9 protein-coding genes are annotated in these 14,342 nt (G+C 63.2%); 3 read left to right on the top strand and 6 right to left on the bottom strand.

The annotated features are described in order from the left end of the window. The first annotated feature begins 1 nt into the window (after window position 1). Window positions 2-1,618 carry a GMC family oxidoreductase gene (locus tag DENOEST_RS12035; RefSeq protein WP_145771297.1) on the top strand — a complete coding sequence of 539 codons (1,617 nt, stop codon included), beginning with the start codon at window positions 2-4 and terminating at the stop codon, window positions 1,616-1,618. Window positions 1,619-1,622: 4 nt separating this feature from the next. Beyond that, window positions 1,623-2,249, top strand: coding sequence for a gluconate 2-dehydrogenase subunit 3 family protein (locus DENOEST_RS12030; RefSeq protein WP_145771296.1), 627 nt, complete (start codon window positions 1,623-1,625; stop codon window positions 2,247-2,249). A 48-nt stretch (window positions 2,250-2,297) separates the two neighbouring features. Here the strand turns inward: DENOEST_RS12030 and DENOEST_RS12025 are convergent, their stop codons facing one another. From DENOEST_RS12025 to DENOEST_RS12000, 6 genes are all read right to left on the bottom strand, one after another. Beyond that, on the bottom strand, window positions 2,298-2,963 hold the full coding sequence (locus tag DENOEST_RS12025; RefSeq protein ID WP_145771295.1) for a TetR/AcrR family transcriptional regulator: 666 nt from the start codon (window positions 2,961-2,963) through the stop codon (window positions 2,298-2,300). A gap of 30 nt (window positions 2,964-2,993) precedes the next feature. Further along, window positions 2,994-4,499, bottom strand: coding sequence for a DUF1254 domain-containing protein (locus DENOEST_RS12020; RefSeq protein WP_197970603.1), 1,506 nt, complete (start codon window positions 4,497-4,499; stop codon window positions 2,994-2,996). 40 nt (window positions 4,500-4,539) lie between these two features. Further along, window positions 4,540-5,841: a DUF1214 domain-containing protein gene (locus DENOEST_RS12015; protein WP_145771293.1), complete on the bottom strand. Its 1,302-nt coding sequence runs from the start codon at window positions 5,839-5,841 to the stop codon at window positions 4,540-4,542. 85 nt (window positions 5,842-5,926) lie between these two features. After that, the gene (locus DENOEST_RS12010) at window positions 5,927-8,302 is read right to left on the bottom strand and encodes an arylsulfatase (RefSeq protein WP_145771292.1); all 2,376 of its coding nucleotides are present in this window, start codon (window positions 8,300-8,302) and stop codon (window positions 5,927-5,929) included. Continuing rightward, window positions 8,299-10,647: an arylsulfatase gene (locus tag DENOEST_RS12005; protein ID WP_197970602.1), complete on the bottom strand. Its 2,349-nt coding sequence runs from the start codon at window positions 10,645-10,647 to the stop codon at window positions 8,299-8,301. The genes DENOEST_RS12010 and DENOEST_RS12005 overlap by 4 nt, the downstream gene beginning before the upstream one ends. A gap of 95 nt (window positions 10,648-10,742) precedes the next feature. Further along, window positions 10,743-13,034 carry a TonB-dependent receptor gene (locus tag DENOEST_RS12000; protein WP_183148245.1) on the bottom strand — a complete coding sequence of 764 codons (2,292 nt, stop codon included), beginning with the start codon at window positions 13,032-13,034 and terminating at the stop codon, window positions 10,743-10,745. 331 nt (window positions 13,035-13,365) lie between these two features. Between DENOEST_RS12000 and DENOEST_RS11995 the strand changes: the two genes are divergently transcribed. Further along, window positions 13,366-14,241 carry an LLM class flavin-dependent oxidoreductase gene (locus DENOEST_RS11995; RefSeq protein WP_145771290.1) on the top strand — a complete coding sequence of 292 codons (876 nt, stop codon included), beginning with the start codon at window positions 13,366-13,368 and terminating at the stop codon, window positions 14,239-14,241. The last annotated feature ends 101 nt before the right edge of the window (window positions 14,242-14,342 follow it).

Raw genomic sequence — 14,342 nt, 5'->3', positions numbered from 1 at the left:
GATGGCGAACCGCCGCCAGAAAATTTTCGATGTCTGCGTAATCGGCACGGGTGCCGGCGGCGGGGTAATGATCGACGAACTGACCCATGCCGGCATGTCGGTGGTGGCCCTGGAGCGGGGCCCCCGTCTTGGTCCGGCGGAATTTATGGGCCACGACGAACTGACCAACATCATTCGTGCCACCGGCTTCGCCCCCAAGCTGAAGGAGACTGTGCGCCAGGCGGAAGGGGAGACCGCCCAGCCGCGGCACTTTTCCATGATTGGGCAATGCGTCGGTGGCAGCAATGTGCATTGGGGTGCCATGGCCTGGCGCCTCAGACCTGACGATTTCAAGGCCCTGAGCCATGACGGCCCGGTGGCTGGCGCCAACCTGGCCGACTGGCCCGTGGATGCGGCAGAAATGGCGCCTTGGTATGACAAGGCGGAGGCCGCCTATGGAGTCTCCGGCGGAGCGGTGCATAACGCCATGCAGTCGGGGAAAAATTATCCCAATCCGCCCCATCCCCGCCGCAGTGGCAGCCATGTTTTCGAACAGGGGGTGAAGAAGCTGGGTTACACGCCGTTCCAGATTCCCCTGGCGGTGAACAGTCGGCCCTATCAGAACCGGGCTGCCTGCACCAACAGCGGCATGTGCGTGATGTTCGGTTGTCCGGTCCATGCCAAGGCCTCCCCCCTGTCGGTGGGCCTGCCCCGCGCCCAGGCCACGGGCCGGCTGGACCTGCGGCCGGAATCCCTGGTCCATGAACTGGTCCTCGATGATGCCGGGCGCATCAAGGCCGCCCGCTATCTGGACGCCAAGGGGCAGCAGCAGGAGGTCAGGGCGCGGCAGTTCATTCTCGCCGGCGGCAGCCTGGGCTCCGCCCACCTGCTCCTGATGTCCCGTTCCGGACGCTTCGCCAATGGCCTGGCCAACCGCAGCGGCCAGGTAGGGCGCAATTTGATGTACCACCTGCTGCCCGCTGTCTATTACCGCCACGAGGCCGTCACCCGAGGTTGGCTGGGCCCCCTGGCGGGACAGGCGATCGACGACCTCCACGCCAGCGATCCCGCCCGTGGCTTTGTGCGCGGCGCGGTGGTCACCGAGGCCTATCCGTCCACACCTGTCGTCTATGCCAGCAGCGCCGGTAATCTCTGGGGGAGTGCCCTGAAGGATTACCTGCGCCAGTTCCAGCAGGTGCATGCGCTGATCGCCATCGGCGAGGATCTGCCAGTTCATGGCAATCAAGTGGATCTCGATCCAACCCACCGGGACGAGCACGGCTTACCGGTCTGGCGCATTACCCATGCCTATCATCCCAATGACCTGAAGCTGAAGGCCTATTACGAGCAGAAGATGCTGGAAATCGCCCAGGCCGCTGGCGCCGAGAAGAGCTGGGTGGTGGACATGACCCAGGGCAGCACCGGCCACCTGATGGGCACCTGCCGCATGGGCGACGATCCGGAAAAGTCCGTCCTTGACCGCTGGTGCCGCAGTCATGACGTGGATAACCTGTGGGTAGTGGATGGCAGTTGCTTCCCCACCTCCGGGGGCTACAACCCGACCCTGACCATCGTCGCCAACGCCTACCGCGTGGCCGACCACTTCGTGCGCGAAGCGCGCCGCCTGAATCTGAGGTAAGCCCATGGAACAAGCTACCCGCCGCGACTTCATCAAGGCCCTGGGCGTCTGCCTGGTGGCGATGAACATTCCCCGTCCCCTGACCGCCCTGGCCGCCGCCCGCGACAGGGGGCCTGTCAGTCTCGATGCCGCCCAGTGGCGTTGCGTCGAGGCGATCTGTGCCGAAATCATTCCGACGGACCATGACCCTGGCGCCACCGAGGCCGGCAGCGTGAATTTCATCGACAAGGCCCTGTCCGCCGAGGATGCTCAGGCACTCCCCCTCTACCGGGCTGCCTTGGCCGATATCGATGGCTTGTGTCGCAAGGCCCATGGCCGGGTCTTTGCCGAGCTGGAGTCCACCCAACGGCAAAAGATTCTCACAGAAATGGAGCAGGGCACCCTGTCCGGCTGGACCCTGACCCTGGCCCGCCCCCAGGATTTTTTCGCCACGATCCGCTTTCATGCGCTGCTGGGGTTCATCGCCGATCCCAAGTATGGCGGCAACCGGGATTACGTCGGCTGGAAGCTGATGGGCTTCCCTGGTCCCATGCATGAGGTCGGGGGCGTCACGCCGGAACAGATGCTGGGGAAAATTCCGGTGATCCCGATCTGGGAGGCCACGGCCACAGCCGGCCACGGCAAGCATTAGCGATGAACGGCCCGATACTGAGTGTCCGTATTCCCGCTGGTCAAGCTTTCATTCGAACTTGATATCGCTGGGCGCCGATAGCCCGCCACAGAGGAATTCGATCAGGGTTCCGACCCGTTTCCATTTTTCCTTTTTGCTCAGGGCCTGGCTGCCCCCGGTTTCGGTTGCAAAGAGATTCGGATCGGCAAGGGTATTCAGCAGTCCGTGGGCGAAGGGAAGCGTACGCAGTCTTATCACCTGGGGGGCGAGGTGCGGCAGCGCGCGCTGGAGCAGACGAAACGTGATGTCGGGGTTCTGGCCCATGTATTTACCCGCAATCTTGGTGACGGTGGGGTTGTGGTCGCTATAGAGCCTGGCGAGGAAACGGACGTAGCCCACCCCCGTGTCCCCTTCGTCGATCAATTTTTTGGCCAGGGGCATGATTACCGCATCCATGACCGCCCTGACGGTGACCTCCGGCTGTTGCTCAAGGGACTGCATGGCGCTCAGCCGGGCTTTCATCAGGGGCACCATGTGCCGCTCGAGAAGTGCCTCGACCACCCCCTCCAGATTCCCAAAGTGGTAATGAAGGATGCCGGCGCTCACCCCTGCCGCCTGGTTGATGGCTCGGGTGGAAACACCGTCCACGCCGTGCAGGACGATGAGTTTCTTGGCGGCGACAAGGATCTGCTCTCGGGCTTCGCCTTTGACGGTTTTTGGTTTGGTTTCAGCCATTGTGTTTTTGTTGGTGGCAATGCCAGTATTTTATCCGTCGTTCCGCATCAGGCGCGGCATCGGGTAGCTGCCGTCGATCAGCGGCGAGGTGGGGCCGTAGAAGCGGGGCGCCAGCCGGAATCCTCCCGACTGTGGAATCGGTAGCCAGTTCTTCGCCTGGTCCGGGTCAGTGGGCCGCTCGCTTTGCAGATAGAAGGTCAGGCGGCCGTTCGCCACGTGATAGGCACCAGCCTTGTAGAGGTAGCTGGTGGCGCTGTAGCGGTCGATGGGATTGTCCACGAAGTAGCCATAATCGTCGTAGACGGGTATTTCCCAGAATTCCGTCACCGGCGGCAGATCGTTGATGTCGAAGCTCAGGGTGTAGCGATGGGCGCCGTCCAGCTTGTGCCCCTGATCGTCCACCAGACCGAAGGCGATGGTGTGGGACTCGAAGGGCACCGGACTGCCCCAGGCGATCTCGGCAGCACCAGCCCGCAGCGCGTAGTCGTTGTCGTCGTAGAACAGGCTGGTCTGGAGTTGCCAGCCATTCATGTCGAGTAGGTTGGTGGCGAAGGATTGTTGCGCTTCCCGGCGCGCCTCGAGGAAGCCGGCCTCGATAGCCTTGATCTGGTTCGGTGTCAGTCGAGTCGGGTCGAAGCGATAGCCTTCCCTGAGGCCGATGTCGGCGAGACGTTTCAGGGTGGCGATTTCCTTGGCGGAATCCCGGCGCTGGGTCATGGACGGGTCGTTGATGACCAGGCTCACCAGTTGCAGGTAGTCCAGGGGTGTCATGGTGCGGGTCAGGTCGCTGATCTGGTTCATGCGCGGAAAGCTGGCGTAGTTGCCCCGTACCATGGGCTGTTGCTCAAGGGGCACGGGCTTGCCGCCGTTTTTCGCCCACAGGCTCAACGGCAGGATATTTACTGACTTCACCAGGCGGCCGGCCTCGGCCATTTCGCTGCTGCTGCGGGCGTCGAGCACGCCGAGGCGCAGGGTGATGGTCACTGCGTTGGAGGTGGCCCGAATGATCTGGGGCCCCTTGAATCCCGGTGGAAAGCGACCCTTCCAGTCGGGGCCGACGATCAGGTAGCGCTGGGGGGCGTTGCCGGTGAAGGGGCTGCCGACGAAAAAGAACCAGTGGGCATAGTGGTCAGCCGCCTGGATGCTCCAGTAGCGTCCTTCCGGCATCTGCGGCGTTTCCACCACGATGCTCTCGTTTCTCAGGTCGAACAGGCCGCCCGAATAGAGGGTGGAGGCATTCGGTGTGGTGGCGAAGCGCGCCTTGGCCGAGAGCAGCCGCGTATTGCCAAAGACCCGATTGATGCCCCGATAGGCGGGGTTTCCTTCCATCATGGTGAACACATGGCGCAGTTCGTAGAAGCCCACTTGTTGCATGCCCCAGAAGAAAGCTTCCTTGGTGCGCTGCTGGATTTCCGTAGCGCCGAGGGCAGGGGCTATGGGCGGCCGGTCCTCCGCCCTTACGGACCCCAGGGCGGCAAAGCCAAGGCAGCAGGCCAGTCCTTGCAACAGGCGGCGGCGAAGCAGGGTGAGAACCATGGGTGACATCCTTGATGTGTCTGGGGGCGTTGGTCAGGTTTTACACACCGAGGCGGCGCTGTAGGTGGCGGCGCCGTTCGGCAAGCGCTTTTGCGCGTTCTTCGGCGGAGATATTGGGCGTGCCGGCCGGCAGAAGTTTGGAGAGTTCGGCGAAAGGCACTTTCTGAAGTGTCGGATATTCCTCGGGTGCAATCTGCCGGCCCTGCATGCCGTCATAACGGATCAGGATTTCTCCTCGTTCGGTGCCTACGGTGTCGAGCCAGTTCCGGATGCCGGGATCCTCACGGCTGATGACGAAATAGTAGGCGCCATCGGCCGATCGGTAGGCCTGGTCCAGGTTGAGCATGCTCTGCCGATTGGCATATTCCAGGCTCTGCATCCAGACGTCGATCAGCTGCACGCTGATGTAGTTGGCTGGTGTGCTGGGCCAGAGTTTCAGCACCAGGGCCTCATCCTTCTTCAGGACATAGTTGCCGGTGGCCATCCAGCGTCCGCTGAGGCCTCCCTGGCGGGAGGGGTCCCGGGGCGGGGAAATATAGTTCAGCGGCTTACCCTCGAAATACAGTCGGTCGACGAAGGACGGCCATACCGTGGCATTGGTCCGCAGGGCCGCAGCCGCTTCGCTCAGCCGCCGGGCCATCTCGGCCCGGTCCAGGGGCGGTTTCAGGGCGCCCTCCATGCCCACCCGGTCGATATGCACCTCGCCGGGCAGTTCCCGGTTCCAGTCGCTGAAGATCTGGCGCACGATGACCGTGCTGCCATCCTTCGGGTTGTGCAGCCAGTTGCCGGTGTATCCGCTGGGTTTTTCCGCACTGGCCAGTATCTCGAAGCTGCCATCGGCGGCCACTTGCAGATCATCCGAGGCGACGGTGGCCGTGACCCGCCCGCCCTTGGGTGACCAGGGCTCGCCGGCGTAGATCTGGAAGTCCAGGCGCCGATGCCGACCTCGGCTGCCCCAGAGCCGATAGGTCTCGCCACCGCGGATCTCGGCCATCAGGTAGCGCTGGTCGCCGCTGTCGCCGCCGTCGCGGATGCGGTGATCCAGGACGCGGAAAAACGGGAAGTCGGGTTCCTGGAGGATCTTGTCCTCCACGTTCTTAAGCAACTGACGGGCGAGATGGGCGGCACCCGCGGCCTGATCGAGATCTCCCTGGTAGGCCTTGAAGCGGACGATGGATTCCACGCCATCGGACAGCGCCTGGGCGTAATCCCGCAAAGCCGTGGTCAGGCAGGCCTCGTCGCAAGGTTTGCTCTTGGATGCACTATCGTCGGCACCCCACGCAAGGCCCAGGCCAAGGGCGGCCCCGAGAGCGATGAACGACTTGACGTTTGGAAAACTCATTTGTACTCCTCGGCACTCAGGCTGTCAGGCCCCAGAAGATAGGTTGGCCGGCACGCTGGTCGCGTACCGGCTTGCCGCTTGGGAATTATGGCAGGGTGAAGCGCACCTGCTCCACCGTGCCGGAGAAGGCGAAGGGGGCCTGATAGCCTGCTCCCACCGCACTGCCCAGGTCCCGGGATACATCCAATGTCTCGGTATGGATGGTGGGATGGCCGAAACCACCGAAGCGGGCGAAGCGCAACTCGCCGGTTGCCTGACCGTCGATGAACAGCCGACCGGTACCGGCCCGGGGGTAGTATTTCATCATGGGGTTGGTGGGGGTGGTGGCATCCGGCTGGAGCTCGAAGGCCACGGTGCTGACGCCGACGGGCACGGGCAGGGTGGAGACCATTTTCTCCCGCGCCAGGCCGGACAGGTTCAGCTCATAGACCAGGTGGTTGTCTTGCACGTACAGGACGTAGCCGCCTTCCGTGCCGCCAAAGGCCACGACCACCCCCTCGCTGCCGGCTGTGGTCCGCAGGATGCGGGCTTCGATGCGGTGCGCCTTGCCCAGGACAGGCGGTGCGAAAGGCGGCGTGACCCGTGCCGTGTCACCTCCATAGACAAACTCCTTGCGCCCGGCGGTCGGATCAGGCATCCCGCCGGAGAAAAAGCTGTCCAGGGGAGAGTCGGACATGGGCAGCACTTGGTTGCGCCTGGCCTCGGCTTCGAAAGTAGCCTGCAACTGGGCCAGCTTCTCGGGGTATTTGTCCGCCAGGTCCACTACGCCGCTGAAGTCCTCGGTCAGATTGTGGAGGGTCCACTTGTCGTCCTTCAGGGTCTTGCCCTGCTTCAGGGATTCAAAGATGTTCCAGGTCTCGTAGTGGGTGGCGCCGGCAAACCAGCCATCCTGGTAGATGCCCCGGTTGCCCATGACCTCGAAATACTGCACGGTGCGCGGACTGGGTGCCTTCTTGTCGCTGAAGGAATAGACCATGCTCTTGCCTTCGATGGGCATCTGCTCCACGCCATTCACCCGGTCTGGCGCGGCGATACCGGCCGCCTCGTAGATGGTGGGCACGATATCCACGACGTGGTGGAACTGGTTGCGTACGCCGAAGCCGCTCTTGATGCGCTCGGGCCAGGACACCACCAGGGCGTTGCGGATGCCCCCCAGGGTGGAGGTCATCTGCTTGGCACCCGGGAAGGGGGTGGCGGTGGCCAGGGCCCAGCCGGTGGGGTAGTTGCCGTCGCTATGCTCACCACCCAGTTCGTCGATGGCGGCCATCATGGCTTCCGGCGTGTCGCTCATGCCAAAGACCCGGGCTGTGTGGAAGCGTGTTCCCTCGATACCTCCCTCGGGGCTGGGACCGTTATCCCCCGTCACGTAGAGCACCAGGGTGTTGTCCCCGCCGGGCTGGCGGCGCACTTCATCCAGGAAGCGGCCGATTTCGTAATCAGTGTGAGCCAGGTAGCCGGCAAAGACTTCCATCTGCCGCGCCAGCAACTTGCGCTGCGCCGCCGGCAGGCTGTCCCAGGCGGGAACGCTGGATGGACGAGGGGCGAGGCGGGCGTTGGCGGGAATCACGCCGTGTTTCTTCTGCCGAGCGAAGGCTTCCTCCCGGTACTTGTCCCAACCCTGGTCGAACTTGCCGCGGTATTTCTCGATCCATTCCTTGGGGGCATGGTGAGGGGCGTGGGTGGCTCCGGTCGCCAGATAGGCGAAATAGGGCCGATCGGGCATCTCGGCCCGCTGCTGCCGTACCCAATGGATGGCGTCATCCACCATGTCGGTGGTGAAGTGGTACGCGGGTGGTTTGCGGTTCGGCTCCACCGGGCTGGTATTGCGGTAGAGCTGTGGCGTCCATTGGCTGGCCTGGGCCGCCATGAAGCCATAGAAGTAGTCGAAGCCCAGGCCTGTGGGCCAGCGGTCGAAGGGGCCGGCGGCGCTGACTTCCCAGGCCGGGGTGTTGTGCCACTTGCCGAAGGCCGCGGTGGTGTAGCCGTTCTGCCGCAGCACTTCGGCCACTGAGGCGGCACTGCGCGGCCAGTTCATGTTGTAGCCCGGGTAGCCGGCCGGGTTGTCGGTGACGGTGCCGAAGCCCACCTGGTGGTGATTGCGGCCGGAGAGCAGGGCGGCCCGGGTCGGCGAGCAGATGCCGATCACATGGAACTGATTGTAGGTCAGGCCCTGCTGTGCCAGCTTGTCCAGCCCGGGTGTGGCGACGCCGCCGCCAAAGGTGGAGGGAGCTGCGAAGCCCACGTCGTCCAGCAGCACCAGCACCACGTTGGGCGCCCCTTTCGGCGCCTGGGGATGCCGGGGCCAGTCGGGAGTCGAGGCCTTGCGGTTGGCACCGATGATGCCCTTGAAGGCCGGATCGGGTTGGGGCAGGGATTCACCGGCCCAGGCCAGGCTTCCCCAACTGGTCAAGGCGGCCAGGCCGGTCAGAATCGCGCGTTTGGTCGAGAGAGATTTCATCATTGCAAATCCAGAGTCACTTTGTTGATGCGCCCGGTGAAGGCGTAGTTGGGGGGGTAGTCGCCGACGGGGGACGAGGTGTCGGTACCGATGTCCAGGTTCTCGTCGATGGAGAAGAAGGCTGGTGCGGTCCGCTTCAGCCTGCCCTCACCAACGGCTTTGCCATTGACCAGCAGTTTCACCTGGGCGCCCTTGCCCCAGCCGCCGCCGTCGTAGGCGAAGTCCAGACCCAGTTTCACGGGGCCGGGGGGCAGGGGATCCTTGCCGGTGAGGGTCAGCGTATCGACGTTGAACAGATTGTAGGTATAGACCGGTTGCCCCTGGGGATTGACGTAGAGGGACCAGCCGCCGCTGGTGCCCCCCAGGGCGGTCACCACGCCCTGGCCTCCGGTCTTGGGCATTTCCAGGTCGGCGCTGATGTGGTGGGAGCGGCCAACGATGCGGGGCGCCGCATTTTCGGAAATGCCGGCGGCGCCTCCCGGGAAGACGAAATGCTTGCGTCCGCCATAGCGCACCCCTCCACTCGGGGTGGCGTCGTTGATGATGGGGAGCACCTGGTTGCGGGCCGCCTCCACCAGGAACAGGTCCTGCAATTCCCTAAGTTTGCCGGGATGTTCCTTGGCCAGATCCCGGGACTGGCTGAAATCCTCGTCAAGGTGGTAGAGCTCCCAGTTGTCCTGATCGAGGGGGCGTCCCTTGGCGCCGATCAGCTCCCAGGGGGTGCGGCCGTGGAAGGCAGAAGCCATCCAGCCCTGCTGGTAGATGTTGCGGTTGCCGTAGATCTCGAAGTACTGGGTCCGATGGCGGGTTGGTGCCTTGGCGTCGTCGAAGCTGTAGACCAGGCTGGTGCCATTCATGGGCTGCTGGGCCACGCCATTGACCATGGCCGGCGCGTCGATGCCGGCCGCCTCCAGGATGGTCGGGGTGATGTCGGCGACATAGGAGAACTGGCTGCGCAGGCCCCCCTTGTCCTGGATGCGGCGGGGCCAGCTGACCACCAGGGGATTGCGGATGCCGCCCAGGTGGGAAGCCACCTGCTTGGTCCACTGGAAGGGCGTGTTCATGGCCCAGGCCCAGCCCGCCGGATAGTGGGGATAGGTCTTGGCACCACCGAACTGCTCGTACTGGGCCAGGGCCTGTTCGGCGTTCAGGGCAATGCCCTGGAGATTGCCCATCACATTCAGGGAGCCGTAGATGCCGCCCTCGCCGCTGGCGCCGTTGTCCCCGACGATGTAGAAGAACAGGGTGTTGTCGAATTCGCCCATGGCTTCCAGGGCGGATAGCAGGTGTCCGATCTGGTCGTCGGTATGGGCCAGGAAGCCGGCATAGACTTCCATCAGTCTTGAGGCGACACGCTTTTGTTCGGGAGACAGGCTATCCCAGGCGGGCAACTGAGGAGGACGCGGGGTCAGGCGGGTGGCGGCCGGGATGACGCCCAGCTGCTTTTGCCGGGCGAAGCTCTCTTCCCGCATCCTGTCCCAGCCCTGGTCGAAGCGGCCGCGGAAGCGCTCGATCCATTCCTTCGGCGCCTGCAGCGGCGCATGGGTGGCGCCGGGGGCGAAATAGGCGAAGAAGGGCTTCTCCGGTGCCAGGGTCTTCTGCTGCTGCATCCAGGCGATGGTCCGCTGGGTCATGTCCTCCGTCAGATGGTACGGCTCTCCCTTGGGGCGCACCACCTGGGTGGTGCCATCGTAGAGGGTGGGCTCGAACTGGTCCGTTTCCCCATCGAGGAAACCATAGAACTTCTCGAAGCCCATGCCTGTGGGCCAGCGATCGAAGGGCCCGGCGGGGGATTCCTCGTCATGGGGTGTCAGATGCCATTTGCCCCAGGCCGAGGTGCTGTAGCCGTTCTGGCGCAGGACCTCGGCAATGGTGGCGGCGCTTCGGGGCATGATGCCGTTGCGGCCCGGATAGGGGGCGGCGGAGTTCATCACGTTGCCCATGCCGACGGTATGGGGGTTGCGTCCCGTCAACAGGGCCGCCCGGGTGGGCGAGCAGATGGCGGTGGTATGGAAGCTGTTGTAGCGCAGTCCGGCCCTGGACAAGCGGTCCAGGGTCGGGGTCGGGATCGGTCCGCCGAAGGTGCCGGCGGCGCCGAAGCCTACGTCGTCCAGCAGGACCACCACCACGTTGGGCGCCTTTTTAGCAGCCGGCGTCTGGCCGGCATGGGACTCACGGGCTAAGGCGGCCTGGCTCTGGGTCTCGATCGGACCCGTGGCCGGACTGGCGAGTCCGGGGGGCGGCAGGATCGGACTGGCGAGGGTCGTCGCCATCGATGCGGTCAGCAGGCCCAGGGCCGTCATCAGTCGCCGGCAGCCCACGGGCAGGGCGGAGTGGATGAATGTCATGATGGATACTCGTAACTGAAAATCGCGAAGCAAAAAAGCGGAGCCGGATTCCGGCTCCGCAAGGGGGATGGCAACTAGCGCCTAGTCGCCATTCATTACCACTTGTAGCTCAAGGACACGCCGTAGGTGCGGGGCGGCGTCCAGGCGGCATTCTGGAAGAAGCTGAAGTCGATGAGATTGACGATCTTCTTCTCATCAGTCAGATTCTTGACCCAGATCGACGCATCAGCCTGACCCGGCCCGCCCAGGGGGATATTGGTCAACATCAGCCTGGCGTTGACCAGTCCCAGGGCCGGCATCTTGTTGATATCTGCCAAAGTGCCACTCTGTCCCGCATTGGCAACAGTATAGGAAATGTTGCTGGAATAGGCGTAGAAGGCGGCCGTGTAGGTGTAGTCCACGATGCCCCGCAGGGTGCCCCAGGCAGTCTTGGTCAGACGCCCATCCACACTCATGTTGAAGGTGTGCTTGGGCGCGTAGGGCATCACCCGGTTGCCGGCCGTATTGATCAGGGTCGTGGCGCTCACTCCCGCCAGGGCCGCTGTGGTGGCGTTGTAGGGGTAGTCCATGAACTCCTCGGTCTTGGCCTTCAGGTAGCCATAGCTGCCCTGGATCTTCCAACCATCGGCGGGTAGGAATACGCCTTCCAGTTCCAGTCCTTCCATCGTCGCCTTGCCGGCATTGGAGACCACGGAACTGGTGGTGCCTGGCAGCAGCCGGGTGGTGTGCATGTCGGTGATCTTGTTCTGGAACAGGGACGCGTTAACCTGGGCTTTGCCATCGGCGAAGGAGGATTTCACCCCGACTTCGAAGGTGGTGGACTTCTCCGGATTGAAGGGAGTTGTGACCCCCGTCAGGTCGGGCACCTCGCCGGAGAAACCGCCGCTCTTGAATCCCTTGGCCATGCGGGCATAGACATTCAGACCCTCGTTGATCTTGTAGGCGGCGGAGAAGGAGGGCGTGGTGGCGCTGAAGGATGCGGCGGCATGGACCCAGGGCTGGATCGCAGTTGCGCCAGGGGCCACCGGCAGGATCGAGGACAGGAAGGGACCACGATAGCCCACGGTCGCCCACTGGTTGGCGTCGTTGGTCTTTTCCTCGGTGGTGCGGCGCAGACCGGCGCTCAGGGTCAGGGCATCGGTGGCCCGGTAGTCGAGCTGGCCGTAGAGGGCCTTGGCATCGGAGGTGGTGCGGTAGGCGACGAACTTGTTGTTGGCCGGGGGCGGGGTGATGTCGATGTGCTGACCGCCGATGGTGTTGCCATCTTCCTTGAACAGGTAGAAGCCGGCCACGTAGTTGAGGCGGTCGGTGTTGCCGATCCACTGGAACTCGTGGGAGAAGGAGCGAACGTTGGTCTCCCGGCCGGTCATGATCAGATTGGCTGGTGTACCGTCCAGATCGAGGCGATCGGCCAGATACATCTTGCGGAAAGACCCGATGTACTTGAGGGTGTTGGTCGCGTTCAGCTCATAGGCAGCAGTGAGGGCATGACCATCCACCTGGAGCCGCTGGTAGTTGCTGCTGTTCGGATCGGTGGATACTGAACTGGGCCGCTCGTTTCCGGGGATATAGCCGGCCATGGTGTTGGCGTAGCCGATGATGCGGTTACCCATGGCGGCCAGGGCCGGGACCGGGAAACTGGCGAAGCGCTGACCGTAGGCCAACAGGGTGGTAACGCCGGGCAGGCCGGGGCTGCCGCTGCCCCGAAGGGAATACATCGTGGTGGGATATTGGCCTTCATCCGCTTCGGTGTGGTCGTACTTGTAATCCACTTTCAGGTCGCGGCTGATGTCGAAATTCGCAGCCAGGCGCCAGGCCTGGCGATCGGTACTGCCTTCGGCCTTGCCGGTGTCGTTCTTCATCCAGCCCTTGGCATACTCATTGCGGAAGCCCAGGTTGATGCTGGTGATACCCATCTTTGGCAGGTCGAGGGAAACCCGTTCCACATGGCGGCCAAAGTTGCCGATATCGAGGGATGCGGCACCGCTCCACTGGCCGGAAGGCTTGCGGGTGACGAAGCTGATGGCGCCGGCCATGGTGTTGCGGCCGAAGAGAGTGCCCTGGGGCCCGCGCAGGACCTCGACTCGCTCCAGATCGAGCATTTCGAACAGGCTGCCCTGGGACTTGGCGATATAGACCCCGTCCACGTACATGCCCACCGCCGGTTCCATGTAGATGGCCGGCTGGCCCACCACGCTGCCGCGGATGGAAATCTGGGAAATCATGCTGTTGCCGGGAGATTTGTTGACCTGGAGATTGGGGGCCAGACCGGTGAGGGCGGCGCCGCCTTCGATGCCCCGATTCTCCAGCTGGGCGCCGCTGATGGCGGTAATGGAGATGGGCACGTCCTGAAGTTTTTCCGCTCGCTTCTGGGCGGTGACTATCACTTCCTCCAGTTTCGCATCCGCACCTATGGCGCCAGGTCCATAAGCTGCTGCGATTAGCAGCGGAATCATTCGGACAGTGGAAACCGCTGTTGTGTGTTGCTTCATGTACCTACCCCTCCGGTCGAATATGGAATTATGTGGATCGTATTATTGAATCCTTCAATTGAATCAAATGCTCGACAAACTATATCCATGTCCGATGGCGGGAGTCAATAGGCCGGGCAAAACTTAGGCGCCACGATGGATACAATGCCCCACCTGCCGCTGCTGGTTCGGCTGGGTGTACGAGAACCGTAATGCCCCCAAACGTCTGCTTTCTCAGGGAGAGAAAATGAAAATCGGTGTTTGCATGCCCTACATGGTTCGCGACTACGACCGCGAACGCATCCTGACCTGGGCGCGGAAGATCGACCAGGGGCCTTTCGACAGCCTGTCATGCGGTGAGCGCATCACCGGCCATACCTATGAGATGCGCACGATCCTGGCCGCCTGTGCCGCCGTGACCGAACGGGTGCGGATCATTCCGGCCCTGTATGTGCTGCCGATGCATTCGGCGGTGCTTTCGGCCAAGGAAATTGCCACCCTGGACGTGATTTCCGCCGGCCGGGTGGGGGTGACGGTGGGGGTCGGTGGTCGGGAGAAGGATTACCGGGCGGTGGGCGCTTCCTTCGAACGCCGCCATGAGCGACTGGACCAGCAGGTGGCCCAGATGCGCCAGGTCTGGCGGGGCGAGTCCCTGTTCGAGGGCTGCGACGAAATGGGCCCCCGCTCACCCCAGGGCGACCGGATTCCTATTTACGCGGGGGCCATGGGCCCGAAGGCCCTGGCCCGGGCCGCGAAATGGGCTGATGGAATCTATGGTGCTTCCATGGCGGGTGATCGGGAAGGCAGCGAGCAGATATTTACCGCGGCCAAGGCGGCCTGGCAGGCGGCAGGCCGCACCGACAAACCTTATTTGATCGGCAGCTTCTGGTATTCCCTGGCCCCCGATGCCAAGGCCGCCTTACAGGGCTATGCCTACGACTATATGAAGATCGCTGGTGAGGGTATTGCCCGGCAATACGCAGACTCCATGGTGTGCCATAACCCTGCCGCAGTTCAGCAAGGTGTCGAGAACCTGCGGGCTGCTGGCGCTGACGAGGTGATCCTGGTGCCGGCTACCGCCCACTATGACGAAGTGGATCGACTGGCGGAATTGCTGGGCTGATCTTCAGTCATGGAGGAGTCCGGGCAAAAAAACAGCCCGGCGGGTCACGCAGGGCTGCAAAGCATAGTTGGTTGAACTATGGTGATAATTCTATTTACCCT

The organism is Denitratisoma oestradiolicum, from assembly GCF_902813185.1.
GTDB lineage: Bacteria > Pseudomonadota > Gammaproteobacteria > Burkholderiales > Rhodocyclaceae > Denitratisoma > Denitratisoma oestradiolicum.
The sequence above is the reverse complement of the archived record's forward strand: the minus strand, read 5'-3'. Positions and strand labels throughout refer to the sequence as shown.